23 protein-coding genes are annotated in these 21,208 nt (G+C 49.2%); 16 read left to right on the top strand and 7 right to left on the bottom strand.

What is annotated here, in order from left to right; translation table 11 throughout:
* The first annotated feature begins 64 nt into the window (after nucleotides 1–64).
* The 14 genes from amaP to spo0A all read left to right on the top strand — a co-directional run bounded on the left by amaP (nucleotide 65) and on the right by spo0A (nucleotide 13,174).
* Nucleotides 65–625 carry an alkaline shock response membrane anchor protein AmaP gene (amaP, locus tag PVA01S_RS04385; RefSeq protein ID WP_054795199.1) on the top strand — a complete coding sequence of 187 codons (561 nt, stop codon included), beginning with the start codon at nucleotides 65–67 and terminating at the stop codon, nucleotides 623–625.
* 15 nt (nucleotides 626–640) lie between these two features.
* Entirely contained in the window at nucleotides 641–880 is a 240-nt protein-coding gene (locus PVA01S_RS04380; protein WP_054795198.1) for a DUF2273 domain-containing protein, read from the top strand.
* 84 nt (nucleotides 881–964) lie between these two features.
* A complete protein-coding gene (nusB, locus tag PVA01S_RS04375; RefSeq protein ID WP_054795197.1) occupies nucleotides 965–1,429 on the top strand; it encodes a transcription antitermination factor NusB in 465 nt (154 codons plus the stop codon).
* Between the two features lie 75 nt (nucleotides 1,430–1,504).
* Nucleotides 1,505–2,371, top strand: a complete 867-nt coding sequence (gene folD, locus PVA01S_RS04370; protein ID WP_127605499.1) for a bifunctional methylenetetrahydrofolate dehydrogenase/methenyltetrahydrofolate cyclohydrolase FolD — start codon at nucleotides 1,505–1,507, stop codon at nucleotides 2,369–2,371.
* A 2-nt stretch (nucleotides 2,372–2,373) separates the two neighbouring features.
* A complete protein-coding gene (xseA, locus tag PVA01S_RS04365; RefSeq protein ID WP_127605497.1) occupies nucleotides 2,374–3,753 on the top strand; it encodes an exodeoxyribonuclease VII large subunit in 1,380 nt (459 codons plus the stop codon).
* Nucleotides 3,725–3,985 (top strand): exodeoxyribonuclease VII small subunit, encoded by a 261-nt coding sequence (gene xseB, locus PVA01S_RS04360; RefSeq protein WP_054795195.1) that lies wholly within the window; start codon nucleotides 3,725–3,727, stop codon nucleotides 3,983–3,985. Before xseA ends, xseB begins: the two co-directional genes overlap by 29 nt.
* Nucleotides 3,982–4,887, top strand: a complete 906-nt coding sequence (locus PVA01S_RS04355) for a polyprenyl synthetase family protein (protein ID WP_127605495.1) — start codon at nucleotides 3,982–3,984, stop codon at nucleotides 4,885–4,887. Before xseB ends, PVA01S_RS04355 begins: the two co-directional genes overlap by 4 nt.
* A 96-nt stretch (nucleotides 4,888–4,983) precedes the next feature.
* Complete coding sequence (dxs, locus tag PVA01S_RS04350; RefSeq protein WP_127605493.1) at nucleotides 4,984–6,870, top strand: 1-deoxy-D-xylulose-5-phosphate synthase; 1,887 nt, start codon at nucleotides 4,984–4,986, stop codon at nucleotides 6,868–6,870.
* A gap of 21 nt (nucleotides 6,871–6,891) precedes the next feature.
* Complete coding sequence (locus PVA01S_RS04345; RefSeq protein ID WP_127605491.1) at nucleotides 6,892–7,734, top strand: TlyA family RNA methyltransferase; 843 nt, start codon at nucleotides 6,892–6,894, stop codon at nucleotides 7,732–7,734.
* Between the two features lie 138 nt (nucleotides 7,735–7,872).
* Nucleotides 7,873–8,349, top strand: a complete 477-nt coding sequence (locus PVA01S_RS04340; RefSeq protein ID WP_054795193.1) for a hypothetical protein — start codon at nucleotides 7,873–7,875, stop codon at nucleotides 8,347–8,349.
* Nucleotides 8,350–8,389: 40 nt separating this feature from the next.
* Nucleotides 8,390–8,839, top strand: coding sequence for a transcriptional regulator AhrC/ArgR (ahrC, locus tag PVA01S_RS04335; RefSeq protein ID WP_054795192.1), 450 nt, complete (start codon nucleotides 8,390–8,392; stop codon nucleotides 8,837–8,839).
* 22 nt (nucleotides 8,840–8,861) lie between these two features.
* A complete protein-coding gene (gene recN / locus PVA01S_RS04330; RefSeq protein ID WP_127605489.1) occupies nucleotides 8,862–10,562 on the top strand; it encodes a DNA repair protein RecN in 1,701 nt (566 codons plus the stop codon).
* Nucleotides 10,563–10,749: 187 nt separating this feature from the next.
* Nucleotides 10,750–12,108 (top strand): SpoIVB peptidase, encoded by a 1,359-nt coding sequence (gene spoIVB, locus PVA01S_RS04325; protein WP_244932900.1) that lies wholly within the window; start codon nucleotides 10,750–10,752, stop codon nucleotides 12,106–12,108.
* A 262-nt stretch (nucleotides 12,109–12,370) separates the two neighbouring features.
* Nucleotides 12,371–13,174, top strand: coding sequence for a sporulation transcription factor Spo0A (gene spo0A / locus PVA01S_RS04320; RefSeq protein ID WP_127605485.1), 804 nt, complete (start codon nucleotides 12,371–12,373; stop codon nucleotides 13,172–13,174).
* A 381-nt stretch (nucleotides 13,175–13,555) separates the two neighbouring features.
* Here the strand turns inward: spo0A and PVA01S_RS04315 are convergent, their stop codons facing one another.
* The 6 genes from PVA01S_RS04315 to PVA01S_RS04290 all read right to left on the bottom strand — a co-directional run bounded on the left by PVA01S_RS04315 (nucleotide 13,556) and on the right by PVA01S_RS04290 (nucleotide 18,870).
* Nucleotides 13,556–14,335 carry a tyrosine-type recombinase/integrase gene (locus tag PVA01S_RS04315; protein ID WP_127605483.1) on the bottom strand — a complete coding sequence of 260 codons (780 nt, stop codon included), beginning with the start codon at nucleotides 14,333–14,335 and terminating at the stop codon, nucleotides 13,556–13,558.
* A gap of 32 nt (nucleotides 14,336–14,367) precedes the next feature.
* Nucleotides 14,368–14,829: a hypothetical protein gene (locus PVA01S_RS04310; RefSeq protein WP_127605481.1), complete on the bottom strand. Its 462-nt coding sequence runs from the start codon at nucleotides 14,827–14,829 to the stop codon at nucleotides 14,368–14,370.
* Between the two features lies 1 nt (nucleotide 14,830).
* Nucleotides 14,831–15,484, bottom strand: a complete 654-nt coding sequence (locus PVA01S_RS04305) for a trypsin-like serine peptidase (protein WP_127605479.1) — start codon at nucleotides 15,482–15,484, stop codon at nucleotides 14,831–14,833.
* Nucleotides 15,485–15,574: 90 nt separating this feature from the next.
* Entirely contained in the window at nucleotides 15,575–16,390 is an 816-nt protein-coding gene (locus PVA01S_RS04300; protein ID WP_127605477.1) for a hypothetical protein, read from the bottom strand.
* Between the two features lie 832 nt (nucleotides 16,391–17,222).
* Nucleotides 17,223–18,212, bottom strand: a complete 990-nt coding sequence (locus PVA01S_RS04295; RefSeq protein WP_127605475.1) for a tyrosine-type recombinase/integrase — start codon at nucleotides 18,210–18,212, stop codon at nucleotides 17,223–17,225.
* 442 nt (nucleotides 18,213–18,654) lie between these two features.
* Nucleotides 18,655–18,870 (bottom strand): hypothetical protein, encoded by a 216-nt coding sequence (locus PVA01S_RS04290; protein ID WP_054795189.1) that lies wholly within the window; start codon nucleotides 18,868–18,870, stop codon nucleotides 18,655–18,657.
* A 229-nt stretch (nucleotides 18,871–19,099) separates the two neighbouring features.
* Here PVA01S_RS04290 and PVA01S_RS04285 point away from each other — a divergent pair, with 229 nt between their 5' ends.
* A complete protein-coding gene (locus tag PVA01S_RS04285) occupies nucleotides 19,100–19,315 on the top strand; it encodes a cold-inducible protein YdjO-related protein (protein ID WP_236595934.1) in 216 nt (71 codons plus the stop codon).
* Nucleotides 19,316–19,710: 395 nt separating this feature from the next.
* Here PVA01S_RS04285 and PVA01S_RS04280 read toward each other — a convergent pair whose 3' ends face one another.
* On the bottom strand, nucleotides 19,711–20,247 hold the full coding sequence (locus PVA01S_RS04280) for a GNAT family N-acetyltransferase (protein ID WP_127605473.1): 537 nt from the start codon (nucleotides 20,245–20,247) through the stop codon (nucleotides 19,711–19,713).
* A 236-nt stretch (nucleotides 20,248–20,483) separates the two neighbouring features.
* On the opposite strand from PVA01S_RS04280, the gene PVA01S_RS04275 reads away from it, so the two are divergent.
* Nucleotides 20,484–20,960: an S-layer homology domain-containing protein gene (locus PVA01S_RS04275; RefSeq protein WP_127605471.1), complete on the top strand. Its 477-nt coding sequence runs from the start codon at nucleotides 20,484–20,486 to the stop codon at nucleotides 20,958–20,960.
* Nucleotides 20,961–21,208 lie beyond the last annotated feature (248 nt).

Raw genomic sequence — 21,208 nt, 5'->3', positions numbered from 1 at the left:
GGTTGAACCCCCTTACGTTCACGTCTGGGGGTTTCCTCCATACCTGCGAAAGGAGCCCGATCCCGTGGCCAAAGTACTCGACAAACTGCTGTTGTTTATTTTTAGTATCGTCGTACTCCTTGCATCATTCGTCCTGCTCATTGCGGCATTCGGGCTGATTCCTTTGAACGATGCGCAAAATTTTGTTCATGACGTATACAACGAGATTAACGTCGCCGTTCCTTTCATTATTGTCACGGCTGTCGTTCTGCTGCTCGCCGTTCGCTTTCTGTACTTGTCGGCGCGGCGCGGCAAATCGTCCGTGCCTTCGATCGATCAGCGGACGGAGTTCGGGGATATTCGCATCTCGCTCGATACGGTTGAGAATTTGTCCCTGAAGGCGGCTTCCCGCTCTCGCGGCGTTCGAGACCTGCGTGCCCGTGTCAAAGTGAACCAAGCGGGCCTTGAGATCGTCATTCGGGCGATTGTGGACGGAGAAACCCCGATTCCGGCGTTGACGGAAGAAATGCAGGCGAACGTGAAACGGCATATCGAAGACATCACCGGCATTCCCGTGGCGTTCGTGTCCGTGTTTATCGCGAACATTCAGCAATCGTCCCCCACGTTCAAAAGCCGGGTGGAGTAGAGGGGAGTGTCCCGCATGTGGGTGCAAATCTGGGAGCGGCTTCTCGAACAGCACAGAGGGAAGACCTTCGGCGTCATCGCCGGGGTGGTGCTGGGCATCATTTATTTGATCTTCGGCTTGTTTCATATGTTAATCTTTGTCTTGATCGTATATACTGGATATTACATAGGGAAAAAGTTGGACCGGAACGAGCCGGTGTTTCCCGCAGAAGACACTTGGCGTAGGCTAATGGACAAATGGAGACTGTTCCGCTAAAATCCTTGGGAGACGCCCAAGGATTTTTTGTCGGGCGAAGGATTGTAGCCGGGACAAGCGACCCAACAGGAGGATTTTCATTACATGAGACGAAGACTGGCAAGGGAACTTGCCCTACAAAGCTTATACCAGATGGCCATGAACGAAGTGAGCACGGGCGATGCCGTCGATCACGTCGTGGAGGAAGCGAGAGGCGAGGACGAAGGACAGCTGACGCGGGAGAAGGATCGAATCTCCGAGCAAGACGTCAAGGAGCTGGTCGAAGGGACGCTTAGCCACAAGTCGCAAATCGACCATCTGCTTGTGGACTATTTAAAAGGCTGGCAAATGGACAGGCTGTCGAAGGTGGACCGCGAAATTCTACGCTTGGCCACCTATGAGATGGTGTTCCGCGACGATGTGCCGCCGAAGGTTGTCGTGAACGAAGCGATCGAGATGTCCAAAAATTTCGGAACGGAAGAGTCGGGGAAGTTTGTCAACGGCGTGCTGGGCAAAATGATCAAAGATTTGGATACGCTTCGCGGTCAATCGTCATCGCCAGAAGCTTGATATGATTCGAGCCAACTCAGAGCGAAGCCTTCATCGTAAAGAAAGTTCGGAGAAGACGAAAGGGGAACGTAAGCGATGTCTGCACATGTGATTAACGGTAAGGAGCTCGTCGGCGCCTACCGAACCGAAATTAAAGATCAGGTCGACCGGTTGATTGCCCAAGGGGTGAAGCCCGGTCTTGCCGTCGTCATCGTCGGCGAAGACCCGGCTTCTCACGTCTATGTGCGCAACAAGAACCGCGCATGCGAAGAGGCGGGCATTCACTCTGAAGTGTACAAGCTGCCGGAAGCAACGTCAGAGAGCGAGCTGCTCGCACTGATCGCCAAGCTGAATGCGGATAAGGCGATTCACGGCATCCTGGTGCAATCGCCGCTGCCGAAGCAAATCAACGAAGAACGGGTAGTTGAGGCGATTGCCCCCGAGAAGGACGTCGACTGCTTCCATCCGGTCAACGTCGGCAACCTGATGATCGGCAAGCCGGGACCGGCGCCTTGTACGCCCGCAGGCGTGATCGAGATCTTGAAGAAGGTCGGCGTGGACATCGCCGGTAAGCATGCGGTCGTCATCGGCCGCAGCAACATTGTCGGCAAGCCGATGGGCATTCTGCTGCTTCGCGAGCATGCGACGGTTACCACCTGCCATTCCCGCACGAGCAACCTGGAAGAGATTACGAGCCAAGCGGATATTCTGATTGCCGCTATCGGCAAGCCGAAGGTGATCAAACGCCGGCATGTGAAGCCGGGCGCCGTGGTCATCGACGTAGGTGTGAACCGGCTCGATACGGGCAAGCTGTCCGGAGACGTCGACTTTGACGATGTGGTCGATACGGCAAGCGTGATTACGCCGGTGCCGGGCGTCGTCGGACCGATGACGATCACCATCCTTCTGCGCAATACGCTGGAAGCGGCGCAGCGGGCGGCCGGTTTGCGCGCAGTGCATTAGCCATGAGCGGACGAACGATTTACTCGATCAAGGAGCTTAACCGGGTTATTAAAAATAAATTGGAGGCCGACGACGCGCTGCAAAACGTATGGGTGCGCGGGGAAATCTCCAATTTTACGCATCATTCGAGCGGACACATGTACTTCACGCTGAAGGATGCGGACAGCCGCTTGAAGAGCATCATGTTCGCGTCGTATAACCAGCGTCTCGGGTTCATCCCCAAGGAAGGCACGAAGGTGCTCGCCTGCGGTAATATATCCGTATATGAACGGGACGGGGCTTATCAGTTCTACGTGACGCAGATGCAGCCCGACGGCATCGGCAGCCTGTATCTGGCCTACGAGCAGCTCAAGAAGAAGCTGGAAGCCGAAGGCTTGTTCGCACCGGAACGAAAAAAGCCGATCCCGGCTTTTCCGCGCGCGATCGGGGTCATCACGTCGCCGACCGGTGCTGCGGTGCGTGACATTATCATTACGCTGCAGCGGCGTTATCCGTCCGTGCCGGTGCTGCTCTATCCCGTGCTTGTGCAAGGGAAGCAGGCGGCTCCTTCGATCGTAAGGGCGGTCGAAGAGATGAACCGATTAAACGAAGTGGACGTATTGATCGTCGGACGCGGGGGCGGCTCCTTGGAAGAACTTTGGGCGTTCAACGAAGAAATCGTCGCGCGTGCGATATACGCTTCGGTCCTGCCGGTTATTTCGGCGGTCGGGCACGAGACGGATTTCACGATAGCCGACTTCGTCGCGGATCTGCGGGCGGCTACGCCGACGGCGGCAGCCGAGCTTGCGGTGCCGCATCATCTGGAGCTGGCGCAGCGGATCGCGCATCTGAAGCAGCGGCTGTACGGCGGCTTAACCTCGCGTCTGGAAGGCGGCCGCGAACGATTGAAGCGGCTGCAGCGCTCGCCGTATTTGACGAATCCGCGCCGACAGCTCATGCTGCAGCCGGCGGAGCGACTGGACCGGATGAAAGAGCAGCTCATCTACAAGATGCACGGCCGGGTCAATAAATCGCAGGAGCGATTGATGCGGTCGGATCGGAAAATCGCGGCTTTTAATCCGAAGGAACAGGTTGTATACTCCCGTAAGCGGCTCGATGCAGCGGACCGGCTGCTCCGGCAATCGATGCAGGCCGCGCTCAAGACGAAGCAGCGGGAGCTGGTGTCGACGCTCCGTCAGCTCGATGCGCTTAGTCCGCTGAAAGTCATGCAGCGCGGTTACAGCCTCGTTTACGACGAGAAGGAGAAGCAGCTGATCAAGTCGGTGCAGCAGGTGCAGCTGGGAGATATTATTAAGCTGCGGCTGGCCGACGGCCGGATTGATTGTCACGTATGGTCCATGGAGGAGAAACGAGATGACGAATCAGGAACAAACAACGCCTAGCTTTGAACAGGCGATGGAACAGCTGGAACGTATTGTCGCGAAGCTTGAAAGCGGCGACGTTCCGCTCGAGCAAGCGATCGAGCTGTTTCAGGAAGGGATGAAGCTGTCTCAGCTGTGCGGCCAGAAGCTGGAACAGGTGGAACGGAAGATCGAGGTGCTGCTCGAGCAGGAAGGCGGCTTGACGCGGAAGCCTTTCAATCCGGGCGAAGCCGATAAAGGAGAAAGCCGATGAGCGCCGTAAGCAGCATTCACGATTATATCCAGACACAGGCCCTGCGGGTCGAGCATGAATTGGAGCGCTCCATTCCGCAGGAGTGGAGCATTCCGGCCGCACTGCGCGAATCGATGATGTATTCGCTGATGGCCGGCGGCAAACGGCTTCGTCCGATTCTTGTGCTCGCCTCGGCCGAGGCGCTGGGCGGCCGGGCCGAGGACGCGATGCCGGTCGCGCTTGCGGTGGAGATGATCCACACGTATTCACTCATTCATGACGATTTGCCGGCAATGGACAACGACGATTTCCGTCGCGGCAAACCGACCAATCATAAAGTATACGGGGAAGCGATGGCCATTTTGGCCGGAGACGCGCTGCTCACGCACGCGTTTTATACGATCGTTCAAGCAGCCCGGAAGCAAGGCGTAAGCGGCGGCACGATCGCCGATATCGTCGAAGATCTGGCCAGGCTTTCCGGCGCGCCGGGCATGGTCGGCGGACAAGCGGCCGATATGCAGGGCGAACAAGGCGTAACCAAGCTCGAAGAGCTTGATTACATTCATCTGCACAAGACGAGCGATCTGATCGTATTCTCGCTGAAGGCGGGCGCCCGTATCGCGGGCGCTACGGCGGAGCAGCTGGCTGCGCTGGATCGGTTCGGCACGTGCATCGGGCTTGCTTTTCAAATTCAGGACGATATTCTGGATCTTGTCGGCGACGAGCAGAAGCTCGGCAAACCGGTGCAAAGCGACGTGAAGCAGCAGAAGGTAACCTATCCGTACTTTATTGGGATCGAAGCTTCGCAAGCGAAGATCGAGCAGCTGACCCGTGAAGCGCGGGATGCGGTAACGGGGGCGGGCATTCCGTATCCGGAACGGCTTTTGCAGCTGGCCGATTATCTCATGAAGAGGGATCATTGAGTCCGGTTCGATTGAGTGGGCTAAAGCGGCTGTGCTATAATGACATCAACATAGAAACACACGACAAATCCACTAAGGAAAGCGGGGGGAACAAGCATGCTGCTCGAACAAATTCAACAGCCAGACGACTTAAAGCGCCTCGCTTTCGAACAACTTGAGCCGTTGGCGGCTGAAATCAGACAGTTTCTTGTCGAGAAGCTTTCGGTTACCGGCGGTCACCTCGCGCCGAATCTTGGGGTTGTCGAGTTAACGTTAGCGCTGCATTACTTGTTTGACAGTCCGAGAGACAAATTTATTTTTGATGTCGGGCATCAGTCTTACGTTCATAAAATTTTAACCGGCCGGATGAATCAATTCGACACTTTGCGTAAATATAAAGGGCTTTGCGGATTTGTGAAACGGTCCGAGAGTGAACATGACGTCTGGGAAGCCGGACACAGCAGCACGTCGTTATCCGCGGCGATGGGCATGGCGGTATCGCGCGACCTGCAAGGGAAATCAAACCGCGTCATCGCTATGATCGGCGACGGCGCCTTAACGGGCGGCATGGCGCTCGAAGCGCTCAATCATATCGGACACGAGCGCCGTAAGCTGATGGTCGTGCTTAACGATAACGAAATGTCGATCGCTCCGAACGTTGGCGCGCTCAGCAACTATTTGGCGCGCATCCGCTCCGACCGTCATTATGTAAAGGCCAAAGAAGAGGTCGAGCAATTGCTCAAGAAAATTCCGGCCATCGGCGGGACGCTTGCCAAGACGGTCGAGCGGTTGAAAGACTCCTTCAAATATTTGGTCGTACCGGGGGTATGGTTCGAAGAGCTCGGATTTACGTATTTCGGTCCGGTGGACGGCCACAATCTGTCTCTGCTGATGGAAACGCTGAAGCAAGCGGATAAGGTGAACGGTCCGGTCGTCGTCCATGTCATTACGCTGAAAGGCAAGGGCTACTCGCCCGCGGAAGCCGATTCGCACAAGTGGCATGGCATCAGTCCTTACAAGATCGAATCCGGTCAGGTCTTGAAGCCGGTCGGTCCGCCGATGTATACGGAAGTGTTCGGCAGTACGCTGATCGAGCTCGCCGCGCAGGATAAGCGCGTCGTAGCCATTACCCCGGCGATGCCGGGCGGATCCGGGCTGCTCGGGTTTGCCAAGGCCTACCCGGAACGGATGTTCGACGTAGGGATTGCCGAGCAGCACGCGGCGACCTTCTCCGCCGGTTTGGCGTCCGAAGGCTTGAAGCCGGTGTTTGCCGTATACTCCACGTTCCTGCAGCGGGCCTATGACCAGGTTGTACACGATATATGCCGCGCCAACCTGAACGTAACTTTCGCCATAGATCGCGCCGGCTTCGTCGGACCCGACGGCGAAACGCATCAAGGGGTGTATGATATTGCTTACTTGCGCAGCATCCCGAATATGGTCGTGATGATGCCGAAGGATGAGAACGAGCTCCGTCATATGATGAAGACGGCGCTCGATTATGAAGACGGCCCGATCGCATACCGGTATCCGCGCATTAACGGACTGGGCGTACCGCTCGACGAGCAGTTGACGGCGATTCCAATCGGTACATGGGAAACGCTCCGTCATGGGCAGGATGCGGCGATTTTAGCCGTCGGCCCCATGATTCCGATCGCCCTCGAAGCGGCGGAGACGCTGGCGAAGGAAGGCGTACAGGTGCGTGTCGTCAACGCGCGGTTTATCAAGCCGATGGACGAAGCGATGCTGAACCAGCTGGCCAAGGAAGATATCCCGGTCCTTACGCTCGAGGAAGGTGCCGTGATGGGCGGCTTCGGCAGCGGGGTTCTTGAGTATTATTCGCTCCATAACCATTACGGTATGAGGGTGAAGACGATCGGCGTTCCCGATTACTTCGTGGAGCACGGTTCGGTCGGACAACAGCGGGAGGAAGTCGGTTTGACCGCCGAACGTCTCGTGTCCGAATTGACGGCGCTCGTGCCCCGCAAACGACAAAGGGCGTAACGTTCAGAGTAGGAGAGGTTCATGGCATCGGATAAAACGGAAAAGGAACGGCTGGACGTTCTTCTTGTCGAACGCGGACTGTTCGAAACGCGCGAGAAGGCGAAATCCGCCATTATGGCGGGGCTCGTCTCCGTAGCGGGCGAACCGGTCGACAAGGCGGGCACGAAAGTGCCCAAAGCCGCAGCGATTGTCGTCAAGGGCGCGCTGCACCCCTACGTCAGCCGTGGGGGATTGAAGCTGGAGAAGGCGCTCCGCAAGTTCGAGATCGACGTGAGCGGTGTGACGATGCTCGATATCGGGGCGTCGACCGGCGGCTTCACGGACTGCGCCTTGCAGCATGGCGCGGCCTACGTTTACGCCGTCGACGTCGGATACAATCAATTGGATTGGTCGCTGCGTAAGGATCCGCGGGTGTGCGTGATGGAACGCACAAATTTCCGTTTCATGCAGCCCGGGGATCTTCAAGGGCCTCAGCCGACTTTCGCGTCGATCGACGTGTCGTTCATCTCGCTGAAGCTTATATTGCCGGCCCTCCACGGCTTGTTAGCCGACGATGGGACGGTTGTGGCGCTCGTAAAGCCTCAGTTTGAGGCTGGCCGGGAGAAGGTGCCGAAGACGGGCGTCGTCCGCGAGCCGGCCGTACACCGGGAAGTGCTGGAGACGGTGCTGCGCTTCGCCCAGCAGAACGGTTTCGCCCTGCGCGGGTTAACGTTCTCTCCGATCAAGGGCGGCGAAGGGAACATCGAATTTTTAGCTTATTTACAAAAATCCATACAAGGCGTCATCCCGGAGCCGGAGCTGGATGCTCTCATTCGGGCTGTCGTGCAGGAGTCGCAAAGCATGCAGGACTCATCCCAGGGTTGAAGCGGTAATTTCGCTTGGCCTGCGCGTTATTGGAGGACGGACGGCAACGTCTGTCCGACGTAACCGGGATGAGTTTTTTTGCCAATTATAGAGGAGATTGGCGCATTTTCCTCGAATAGTACTACCCGAGGTGATGCCATGCAAAGCGGAGACGGTTTCATTGTGATTCTCCTCATCGTCGTGCTCATTTTCTGGCTGTATAAGTACCTTCGGGGAAAAATGCGCGAAACGGTGGAGCAAGTGCCGCCCTTGGAGTGGTTAACGGAAGAAGCCGTTCCCGAGGATGAAGCGACACTATTACTCGGGGAATACGGATACCGGGTGTTGAGCGGCAAACGGCGCGTGCCCGTATATATTTTGGTGAACGATTCGGAGTCGCTGCAAAGCCGGTTGTTTATCGATTATATGGCGGAGCGGGACGGGGAATATTACGCCGTTAAGCTGGCCAAGGATCGTAAGCCGCTTGAGAAAACAGGCAGCGCGGTCCGCGACCGGTTGTTCGTCTACCAACTGTTGGATGCGCAAACCGCCGGCGTCCTTTACGTGCATCTGCAGGACAAGCTTATCGATTGTTACCGGTTCAGCTTAACCGAACCGGATGAAGAGGAACTTTAATGTTCACACATAGCCGATCACATACCTCAGGGAGGAACCTATGAAGGGTCAACGACATGTGAAAATTCGCGAAATTATTACGAACAACGAAATCGAAACGCAGGATGAACTGGTGGAGCAGCTGCGCAACGGCGGTTTTCACGTCACCCAGGCGACCATTTCGCGGGATATCAAAGAAATGCATCTGATCAAAGTACCGCTCGACGACGGACGATATAAATATTCGATGCCGGCGGATCAAAGATACAATCCGCTGCAGCGGCTCCGCCGCGCGCTGAACGACCACTTCGTCCATATCGATTACTCGGAGAATCTGGTCGTGCTGAAGAGCTTGCCCGGCACGGCGAATGCGATCGGCGCCCTGATCGACAGTCTGGAATGGAATGAGATTATGGGGACTATTTGCGGCGACGATACGATCTTGATCATTTGCCGGACGAAGGATCAGAGCGTCCATGTGGTCAATCAAATTCTCGGAATGCTAAGTTAATCGCAGGGGAAGAGGTGCGCTTATGCTGTTGGAATTGTCCATTCGTCATTTAGCCGTGATCGAGCATGTGGAGCTCCATTGCAAATCCGGCTTTCACGTTCTGACCGGGGAAACCGGAGCCGGCAAATCGATTATAATCGACGCCTTAAGCTTGATTGCGGGCGGCAGGAGCTCCTCCGATTTGGTGAGGTACGGGAGCGATAAAGCTTCGATCGAAGCTTTGTTCCAAGTCGGGGCCGATCATCCGGTACGGGAAGCGTTATCCCGGTTAGGCATAGAAGGCGTTTCAGAAGAGCATCTTATTATACGCAGAGAAATTTCGGCACAGGGCAAAAGCACGAGCCGGGTGAACGGTCAGCTGGTGAATTTGGCGATGCTGAAAGAGATCGGGGAATGGCTCGTTAACATTCACGGACAGCATGAGCATCAGTCGCTCTTTAAGACGGAGGAGCACATCCGCCTGCTGGATATGTTCGGTGAAGCGGAGATCGGTCCGGTCAAACGGGAATACCGCCAGGCTTATGCCGCTTACCAATCGATCCGCAAGCAGGTGCGCGAGCTTCAGGAAACGAGCCAGCAGGCCCTTCAGATGGCCGATTTATACAAATTCCAAGTGGAAGAAATCCGTTCGGCCAAGCTGAAGCCGGGCGAAGACGAGGCGCTGCAGGAAGAGAAGCGGAAGCTGTCCAACGCCGAGAAGCTGTATCAGAACGCGGCGGACGCCTACGAGCTTATATACGGCGGCAGCAAGGGGCTTGATGCGATTGGACGAGCCGTCCAGAAGCTGCAAGACATTGCGTCTTACGATACGGTCAGGCTGCAGCCGTTAGCAGAGCAAGTTCAATCGGCGTTCTATCAGCTGGAGGACGCCGCGTATCAAATTCGCGATTATCGCGACGAGATCGAATTCAACCCGGCGCGGCTCGATTTTATCGAACAAAGACTGGATACGATTTCCACACTTCGGAGAAAATATGGAGATAACGTAGCAGATATTCTGACCTATGCGGACAAAATCGAGGCGGAGCTCCACCTCATCGAACATAAGGACGAACGGCTGCAGGAGCTGCAGCGGGAGGAACGGCAGGCTGTCGAGCTGCTCGGGCGCTTAGCTTCCGACTTGACGCTGAAACGGATGGCTGTCGCGGAACGGCTGTCCGGGGAGATCGTGGTTGAGCTTCGCGAATTACATATGGAACGAACGCAATTTAAAGTGCACTTCGCGGCGGAAGGCGAGCGCAAGTTTACGCCCGAGGGTGCGGATCAAGTGGAGTTTCTTATTTCGGCAAACCCCGGAGAACCGCTCCGCTCGTTAAGCAAAATTGCCTCAGGCGGGGAAATTTCGCGCGTGATGCTGGCGCTGAAATCAATATTCGCCCGCGTTGACCGTATTCCCGTACTCGTGTTCGATGAGGTGGATACCGGGGTAAGCGGGCGCGCCGCGCAAGCGATCGCCGAACGCATGTCCAAGCTGTCGCGAAGCTGCCAGGTTTTCTCGATCACCCACCTGCCACAGGTGGCCTGCATGGCCGACGTGCATTATCTTATCCGCAAGACGACCGATGAAGATCGGACGTACACGCGGATCGAGGATTTACACGGAAGCGACCGGGCGCATGAGCTTGCGCGGATGCTCGGCGGGGTTGAAGTAACGGACAAAACGATCGAGCATGCGCAGGAAATGTTAGCCTTAGCCAATGATAAAAAAGCAAAGATGCTCTGACGGGGTGGGAGCATTTTGGAGTTATAAAAGCGGGAGCGCGGGGTTACCTTAAAGGTACACAAACGGCGGTGCTGCCAAGTGATCTAAGCGCAAGTAAGGTCATGGATTGCAGGTGTGACGCCAGCTTTTTGAAGCCATCGTAGAGCTTGGTGCCGCTAAGCAAAGGAAGCAAGGGAGCGTGAGCGAATTGAGTTCCAACCAGAGAAAAAGATTGATTGGATTACTGCTCGTCCTCTTCGTTTGTTTGGGTAGCTTGACCACCCCATTCCGCAGCTTTGCCTCATTCCCCGAGGAACTTCGATTATTTTCCGGTCAAGAGGCTCATTTGAATTTGGTCATGCCGGTCAGCGCACAAGTAACGGTCAATCATCCCGAAATCATTAAAGTTAATGGTTCCACGGAGCATTCCTTCCGCGTTGATCTTCATCAGCCGATCTCCTTAGAGTCCTACCGGGCAGGAAAAGCGGAAATGAAACTGAAATTATTCGGTGCGATTCCGCTCAAAACCGTGAAAGTAAACGTTGTTCCGGATTTGAAAGTGATTCCCGGCGGCCAGACGATCGGCGTTAAGCTGAAATCGGCGGGTATCATGGTCGTAGGCCATCATCTCGTCTCGGTTGCCGAGGATAAAAGGTCGTCTCCTGGTGAGGAAGCGAAGGTACAGCTGGGCGATCTCATTGTCAAAATGAACGGTAAGCCGATCCAGGACGTAAGTAAAGTGGCTGAGCTTGTCAAAGCGGCCGGCGAAAGCAAGAAACCGATTGTGCTTACGATTGTGCGAAACAACGAAACCTTAGAGATCCCGATAACGCCGGCATACGATGCGGTCGATAAAGCTTATCGGCTCGGCCTCTATATTCGGGATTCGGCGGCAGGTGTGGGCACATTGACGTTCTATGCGCCGGATCAGGGCGTATACGGCGCCCTTGGACATGTAATAACCGATATGGATACACAAACGCCAATTGTAGTCGGCGGGGGCGATATCGTGCACTCCAACGTCACCTCCATCTCGAAAAGTCAGAATGGGGAACCGGGGGAGAAGCGGGCTCAGTTTTCGAAGGAAAGCAAGTCGATTGGCAACATTGAGAAAAATACGCAGTTCGGCATTTTCGGTAAAATGTTCAATGCCCCGGATCACAGTTTATATGATAAAGCAATGCCTGTCGCTTTTGCCGAAGAAGTGCGCGAAGGGCCAGCGCAAATTTATACGGTGGTGAACGGTCAGAAAGTCGAGAAATTCGATATCGAAGTCGTCCACGTCGCGAAACAGGAGTTCCCGGCAACGAAAGGGATGGTCATCAAGATTACCGACCCCCGGTTGTTGGATAAGACAGGCGGCATCGTGCAGGGCATGAGCGGCAGCCCGATCATTCAGAGCGGTAAAGTCGTCGGCGCCGTCACCCATGTCTTCGTGAACGATCCGGCGAGCGGATACGGTTGTTTTATCGAATGGATGCTGCAGGATGCAGGCATCATGCTAAGAGCGCCCGGTACGATAACGGAATCGGAGTCGAAGCCCGAACAACAACTGAAGGCCAGTTAACGGTCTTCAGTTTTTTTGTCTTGATGTTATTGAAACAAATTTCGCGTGCAACCCGTCTAACCTAGAGAAAATAGAGGGGATTCCCTCTGCTTTTGTCGATAATTGTATTTTAATGAATTAAATTTTTAATTATAATAGATATCAGAAAAAAAATCCAGAAAAATAATATTCGACAGAAGGAATTTTAGGCTATCTGTCGAAATAATATACTTAGGTAAATAATGCTAAAGTTAATTGCCGCAAATGAAGGAGGAGTATAACGTTGCAAACTATTGAAGTTCTTTTAGCAGATGATAACCGTGAATTTACGAACTTATTATCCGAATTTATTGACGAGCAAGAGGATATGCGCGTTTCCGGCGTTGCCTATAACGGGAATGATGTACTTCGTTTAATTGAGCAAAGCGGTCAGGTGCCCGATGTATTAATTCTGGATATTATTATGCCGCACCTGGACGGTTTGGGCGTTCTTGAGAAACTTCGCGAAATGGATTTGAACCCGCAGCCCAAGATCATCATGCTCACCGCATTCGGTCAAGAGAATATAACGCAGAAAGCGGTTCAATTGGGCGCTTCCTATTATATTTTGAAACCGTTCGATATGGAAATTCTTACGAATCGCATACGCCAGCTGGTGAATAGTTCACAGTCGATGCCGATGATGTCGTCGCCATCGCCGATGAAAGCGAATGTCGTCCAACTGCCAAAGGGCAAGAATCTGGACGCCAACATTACAACGATCATCCATGAGATCGGCGTTCCGGCGCATATTAAAGGCTATCAATATTTGCGTGAAGCGATTACGATGGTTTACAACAATATCGAGATTCTGGGCGCCATTACGAAAACGCTCTATCCGGCTATCGCCGAAAAATACAAAACGACGCCGAGCCGCGTCGAACGTGCCATCCGCCACGCGATTGAAGTCGCCTGGACGCGCGGCAACATCGACAGCATCAGCCACCTGTTCGGTTATACGATCAATATAAGTAAGTCCAAGCCGACAAACAGCGAATTCATCGCGATGGTGGCGGATAAATTAAGGATCGAGCATAAAGTGAGCTAAAGCCTTGTGGGGCAAGGGCTTTCGGGGTTTTGAAGGTGTCAATTTCAGAGGATTTTGAAGGCCGACCAAATGCATCATTCCAACAAATATTTGGCCATCATGGCAACAAATCTCCTTTCCAAGAAATAAGCCCATTTTAATTCCGTACCCATTGTTTGTCAATTATTTTTGGTAAAAAATACGAGAAAAAAACAAAGACCCTCTGCACATTTGAGGGTCTTTTCACGTACATATCGTGGCTCGGTACTGGTTATCCTACAAGTGAAGGGATATCCTCTGGATCAATGTTGATGTCAAACTTTTGTTCTTTCTTTTTGGCTCCAGGGGAATTGGTTATTTTGAGTAACGGACTAAACTTGCTGTTGCTCTGCACCAAATCGTTTATAATGGACATAGAGCCTCAACATTTTCGGATCGATATGACCCATAATTTGCTGGACGGCCGTTTCCGATTTCACCTGCCTTTAACCGACTGGTAGCACAGTAATGCCGAAAATTATGACAATACACTTTTTCTTTCGGAATCTCTGCCCATTTTGCAAACGTCTTGATCCGCTTGGATAAACTGCCGTAGGTATAACGTGTTCCGTCTTTTTTAAACCACAACCCAGTGCATTCAGGTTTAACCAATTCAATTTTTCTCTGTTCCCGAATGATGTGACTCAAACAGTGGAGGACGGGGTTTGAAATGGGCACAATTCGTGCCTTTCGATTTTTCGCAATTTCTGCCCGTATATGAATATAGCTCTGATTCAGAAAAACGTCGCTTGGCAAAAGTTGCAGGCATTCACTCGCCCGGATTCCGGTCTCTAGCATAAATTTGACGATGCAGATTTCCCGAAGTAAATCAAAATCGCCCTTACGACGAAATTCTTTATCCAGTTTGCTCAAGAAACGCTTCGCTTCATAATCATTCAGAAAGTTGTATTCCACTTCAACCTTGCACTTCTCGATTCCATTCATAGGATTTACCTCTATTATTTGCTCGTTATCCAAGAAATTAAAGAAGGCTTTTAGATATTGGATAGCATTATTTACGGTTGTCGATTTGAGCCCAACCTGATGGGTTTGGCAATTCTTATTGCTGTAATGATCATCCCATTTCAGTTTGTCCTTCTTGAGGTAATTCTGATATTTCACAACATCCAGATGGCTGACCATTCCAATTGGTGTTTTTTCTTTTTGCGAACCTATTAAGATTGTCCAGAGTTTTCATGTTTTAATTCTTGACGTAACGAACACCAGGCATTTAAACCCATTCTTAAAACTGTCATTAGTATTAAAGCAATTGCTGGAGCAATCAAAGATGCAGAAGCACCTACAATAGGGGCGATAGCAGTTGATATAAAAGTGATTACATATACATCACCTGCTTTAAATTGGGTGAATAGTTGTTTCTTTTCCTCTGCATATGTATCTTCTCGACATATAAATTTTTCGACTTCTTCCATTAGCTTTTCAAAGAACAAGGACTTGGTATTTTGTGAGCCAAATGGATACGTGTTCTCAGAACCATTAGCGGTTAGCCAAATAATTGCTACCTCTTCGTATGTTTTTCCTTGTTCTAGTAATTCATGAATACTTTTATTCTGATAGGCTGGCAAAGCATCAAGCCAATTTGTATCCTTCTTTAAGATATCCTCTAACGTATTCAATTTAAATCATCTCCCTAATATATTCCGCCGAAATAACATGTGTAGTTTGATTTAATGAAGCTGGGTCTATTCCTCCAACTAAAACACCGCTACCACCGTTTGGAATATAGGCACCAATTAGCATACCAATAATTGACATGTTTGAAGGGTTAAAAACGGGTCCTCCTGATTGTCCCGGCCTAGCAAGTGTATTTAGTACAATGTGTTTGCTTTTTATTCCATTAGAGTCAATAAGTATTTTTGCTCCTACATGTGTATCTTGTTGAGTTAATACTAATCTACCGTGGTTTGCGTGTGGGAAACCATAGGTGATAACAGGTGAGCCAGGTTGGATAGTGTCAGTACTAGATAGATGATATTGAGTAGCGACTTCATGTTCAATTGTTAAGATGCATATGTCTTTAAAAGGATCGATTTCACATATTCTAGCTTTTATAGTTTGTATTTTGTTATCGGATGTGTCTTGGTACTCATTAATTGATCGTACTTTTGGAACTATAATTATAAGATTCGTGTCATCACCATTTGTTACGTGCTTTGTAGTGGCTAACTTATTATGCGCTACTACGAATGCTGTGCCCAATAAATTAACCCCGTCAGGTGTTATACGTCCGACAGATACTATAAAATTTGCCACATGCTGAATCGTTGTCATTTATTATCGCCCCCCACGCAATGTATTGAATTACACCAAAATTATGATACGGACCTTATCGACCTTAATAGGCCATAGCCTAAATTGAGATTAGTCATCAAGGTATATTTCTGGAAAATAGCTAACCCTTATTATGTTAGACGGCACTACTTGATTAAATAACTTATGTAGTTCAAAAAGCATTCCTGCAATACCTGTTTTATATAAATTCATTTTTTCTACTAAGTCCTTATAACTTATACCAAAACTCCCAGTTTGGAAGTGAACTGCTTCTTTATCTCTTATTGATCTTAGAATTTTAAAATGAGCCCAAATTGTATTGCCTTTATCAAGCTTCTTTCCATTAAGCATCTGAGGAATCCAATTATCTATTTTGTCGTCGAAACTGACTTTATTATGTTTGGTGTCTATTAGTTTAATATCAGGGTTTAAATAATTGTATCTCTCAGTCCACTCTTTAATATAAGCTTCAATTGAAGCTATCCCATTAGTGATGGAGCTTAAGTATAGGGAGTAACTATTTTTTTCTATTGATTCCTTTAGTAGTTCAAGAGACTGTTCAAACAAACCATTATATGCTCCTAAGGCTATAGTGCCTGGCCCTTCAATGGGATCACTTTCCTTACCTGTGACATTATCAACTACAGAAATTTTAGCCCCTTTGCTTATTGTCCAAGTACTCCCAATTAGGTTTTCAAAAAATATTACATTGTTAGAAAAGGTACGGCATTTCTCAACTTCTTCTTCAAATTTCACTCCTCGTACATTCATCGTTCTTTTAATTTCAGCATCAGGTTTGTTTTTAAAATGATTTGCATAATGACCGAATCTCGCCATGTTTAAAATTAATTCATGTGAAGATCTTCTAGGAATCCTGTCTTTTATCTTGATTTGAATTTCTGTCATAGTTTAATCTCCTTTCAATTACTAAAATTTAGAACGAATAGTGTGGGATATCTTCCAGTTTATAGGATTTGATGTTTATTACATATAACCTATCATAAATAACGATATACATCTAATAGTCTTTAAGAATCGGTCAAAACACTACCATAATTCAAGTAAAGGAAAAGCATAAAACCTCCCCCTTCCGTCCCCCTGCGGGGGAGACGCAAGGGGCTAGCCCCCTGCACCCCACACTCGGCTGCTCAACTTGTAATAATATTTTAATTGGATAAAGAAAGAAAGGTCAATCAGTGGGAATTGTAGCACGACCTCCTAATTGTTTTTCCTTCCAGTCCCGATTGTACACCTGGTTAGATCGGACAAACCCACCCAACGAATTGCATAACATGGTATGGAAATCCCAAAAAGAAAATCATAGCGTGAAGATTAAATGTCCCTTGGCCTAAGCCAAGGGACATTTAATTTGTACAGTTCGTTGCCGCCTATCTGGTGGAAATGTGTCCATGCCATGGAAATCAGGATTCTGGAATCGACCCACGAAGTTTGATGCTGAGTTACCATTACCCATTTAAAGGCATAACAAAAAGTATGTTGCCTTCATCCTCAATGGCATCACGGTATGTCTTATTTTGTATCGACTTCTGCGTCCATCAGCGAAGCAACGATTTCCGACAAAGTGCACATTTTGCTTTGGACAGACAACATTGCGGGAAGAAGAAGGATAAATGATCCGCATTATGGCAAGGCTTAATGGTATCGGTTATAAGATGATGAGCCGTTTGTAAGTTTTCAAGTACATCGCTTAGTGCGTCCGCTTTGTTCTTAATATCGCTCATTTTAGTTTCACCTTCCCCCGTTTTCGATGAGGGTTAGTCGGGTTTAATGAAAGCACTGGACTGTACTTCTCATGTTGTTCACGAAGATCCGCTTTTGTATAATTGACATAGATGCTGATCATCCTAATATCCCGGTGTCCCAAAATGCGCTGTAAGGCTACCGGATCCCCACCATTCAGAAGAAACTTAGTGGCAAAGTAATGGCGAAATGTATGAGGTGATATACGTACATTGGTAATCCCGGCTTTTCTACCGTAATTCTTCAGCATTTTACTGAAAGTATCGGCCATGTACCGCTGTCTGAATTGTGTAATCCATACATACTCGCCCTCTTCAAGATTACAGTAAGCAATTAGTTCCCGCAGCTCGTGGCTTGTGATTTTCGAGATCGGGGCCACACGAGTTTGCTTTGTTTTGGTCACGGGACCCGGAATGACAATTTGGTTGAGCTGAAAGTCAATATCGGATATTTTAAGCGATGTAAGTTCTCCAATACGCATGCCGGTATCGAGTAAAACAAGCATCATGACATAGTCTCGATAGCCTGTGAAGGTTTTACGATGCGGTTCATTTAAAAGTTTGAGTACCTGCTCGTCGCTAAACACCTCAAAGTGTTCGTCGTCCTGAGTTTGATATTTGAGGTTTTGTACCGGTGACTCAGTGTAGTATTTCTCAGTAGTTGCCCAGTTAAACAACGATTTCAAGTTCCGAATGGTATTATTGACGGTTCTAGGGCTCAGGCCTACCGGGCCGTTGGGGTTAGTAGGGTGATCGTCCCATTTAACCTTTTCATAGGTCAGATGGGTAATATACGCCTGAATGGTACTCGAGTTGATTTCCTTTAAACCAGTGGAGTCAAGCCAACGCTGAAAACGCATAAACTCTTCGGTACGTTTGGCTGAGAGAAATCGGTCCATGATGTCTTGGAGTGGGATCTTGCGGACCGGTGCATTTTTCTTCTTTGACAAAAAGGGTGAAACGGTCATGTTTGATCTCCTTTCGATAAGGGGGTGCAACAAACACCCAGGCTGGTAATCCAACAAATACATAGAACTGCAACAAACTTTCTACTCGGTTGGACCGGCCCCTCGAAAGCCTTGTAGGACAAGGCTTTTTCCTCCAAAAGGAATTGACATCCGAAACCCCTGCAATAAATAATCCTACATTTTCCACTACCTTTAGCGAGTTCATTGCGATGGTGGCGGATAAGCTTCGGATCGAGCATAAGGTGTCGTGAAAGGATAATTAGTGGCGCAATGATGCGGGTTTCGGAGGATGGAAACTGTGTGCAGTCTGTTTATGAAAGCCGATAAACCGCTTTGGAACCGATAAACTTACCTCATCTACCCGATTAATCGAATTTGATTTATTGGGTTTTGTATTTTGTATAAAAAGAGAACCCCTCCATAAATGGAGGGGCAGCTTCAATTACGAGGATGTGCTCGGGTTATCGGAATCCGCATTTCGTGCTTGTGCTAATTGTAAGTGGGCTTGATCAAGCTGTTCTTGGGCAGCCTGAATGTCATGTCGTCGATCCGTGTTATTATCCTGGGCTTGATTCAATTCACTTAGTGCATGTTTCACGGCATTATGGGCTTGGATCTCGGCATCCTGATTTTGTTGGCCGGATTGTTGGTCAGCCATCGAATACACCTCCTAAATGAGTTTTGTGCTTTACAGCAAAGTTAATATGGTCTAATTATTGCTTAATCATTCAAGCCCCGTGATTATTGCTATATTACGATCTTTGAAGCTATTTTCGCAGGCTTGAAAGCCCTAATAAAAAATTTTAAATTTTGAGCGGATAAAGGCTGCATAATTTTCCTCAACCGTATTATAATAAATTGTCATGATAATGCAGGGGGGAAATCGATTGGAAACGCCGACGTTGGCAGAACAGAAACAGGAATTACGGATCTGGAAGTGCGAAGATACGAATTGCAATGCATGGGTACGCGAAGAGTTTGTACACGAAGAATCGCCTGGCTGTCCTTTATGTAAAAGTCCGATGGTACAAAGTTATAAGCTTGTACCGCTTGCCGTTAAGAAAGTAAATAAAACCTTTTTTATGGGCAAAAGAAGATCATAACCGGAAGCCCGCCCTAACGGTGAGCTTTGATGCTACGATTACCTCCGAAATTGACTCGGGGGTTTTAGGCATATGACCTCAAAAAAAATGAGTAAGGCAAAAAGCGTCGTTGAATCATTATTTCCAATTAGAAGATACGATATTCGTTTGAAACGGTATCTAGGTGATGCCGTTTTTTTTGTTGCAGTCAAGCGGGTATCCAATAGAAGATCGTATTAAAAGACTGAAGGTAATAATCGATGGGGAAGGGAAGGTGGGAAATATAACTATCTATTACATTTGGAGGGTGATGGAAATTCTCTCTGGTTTTATTTGTTAATACCAGAGAGCATCCCTTTGTAATCCCTGTAGTCTTATCACCCATAGGGTTCCTTAATGATTCCCCGTACGCTCATTTATATCGATTTATACCGGATATTTACATGCAAGCTTTTGGATTTGCCGATATCCGGTTTTAGATCTAAACTCATCGCAGGCAAATAGGGACTTGTTCTTGCTTTGAATTGAAACCCGAAACGCTGCCAAAATTTTGCCTCGTCCTTGCTCTCCGCTCGAAGAACAATTCTCGAGAACGATTGCATTTCGGTCATTTTCTCCAAAAATTTATACATGATCTGTGTGGCCAGACCTTGTCCCTGAGGAAGTACGAGCAGCTTGTGAATATCGATGGTCGGTTCCTCGATTTCAAATCCGCTGTACAAGTATTCCTTCTTAGCCGGATCATATAAGCTGAAAATAAACGTAAACAAGTCACTTTCACTATGCGGCGCTTGATAGCAAATCTTCCAACTATCCTCATGCTTAAGGATCGATACGAAAACTTCCGCTCCCATAATTAAAGAGAAATCGGCAGCTAATTTATGATATAATTGGTCATTTATGGTTTTCAGAGCATTAGTGACTTTCGGCTGCCAAATATACCAATGTTCCATTGCGGTTCATCCTCCGTCCTTGATCTATTTTATTTTATGCTCACATGTATAATCTTATGGCATGGTTAACCATTGACGAAAAAGTTGTCCTACGGTTACGGGTGAAAATGTGATTTTGCACGTTCGAGGGCGTGATTATTTTGTCTGTATTCCCATACTTTCGCTTCGCTTGAGTGATTTATTTTTATTCGGTTCTGTAAATCATAAGGGCGAATCCACGAAAGGAGTGATAAGACGTGAACAAAGTCAGCTTATCTTTAACTGCGGTTGTGGTTTCCGTATCTTTATTGGTGGGTTGCAATGCGAATGGCACGAATAATGTAAGGTCGCAATCGACGAATTACCGCCATCATAACATGGTTAACCAAAATAGAGGGCTTGTTCGACCTCTAGATGCAGCAACTACGCCAGGAAATACCGATACAACCACTACGCCAACAGATACGGCACAACACAAGTTTAGCGATGTTCCGAGTGGAGAATGGTACGCAGAAAGCGTTCAATGGAGCTCTAATTTGGGAATCATCGACGGGTATCCGGATGGAACTTTTCAACCTGACAAATCAATGACAAGAGCGGAAGTCATCAAAGTTATTAAGTCTTTAGCAGATAAGGGCTATATCGTTATTCCATCTGGGACAACGCCAGGGGGCACGACGACAACACCGGGCGGGACGACGACGACGCCAGGCGGAACGACGACGACGCCATAAATATTTACGAAAGACATGGAGGAATAAACTCTCCATGTCTTTTTCGTGTTCGCCGAGCAAGGGATCTTAAGAGAGACGTCCTGAACAACGGCTGACGCTGTATATCGGGTGGTCAAGAAGGGCTTGATGACATCCTTTATTTAATGGGACCGGTGACCAGCTCGCTTAGTGGCCCGGTTGTTGGGAAATGTCTCGGCGTACAAATAAGCCCTCCCGGCTTCTTTCTATATAAAGAAGCGAGAGGGATG

This window comes from Paenibacillus validus NBRC 15382 (assembly GCF_004000985.1).
GTDB classification, from domain to species: Bacteria; Bacillota; Bacilli; order Paenibacillales; family NBRC-103111; genus Paenibacillus_G; species Paenibacillus_G validus.
The sequence above is the reverse complement of the archived record's forward strand: the minus strand, read 5'-3'. Positions and strand labels throughout refer to the sequence as shown.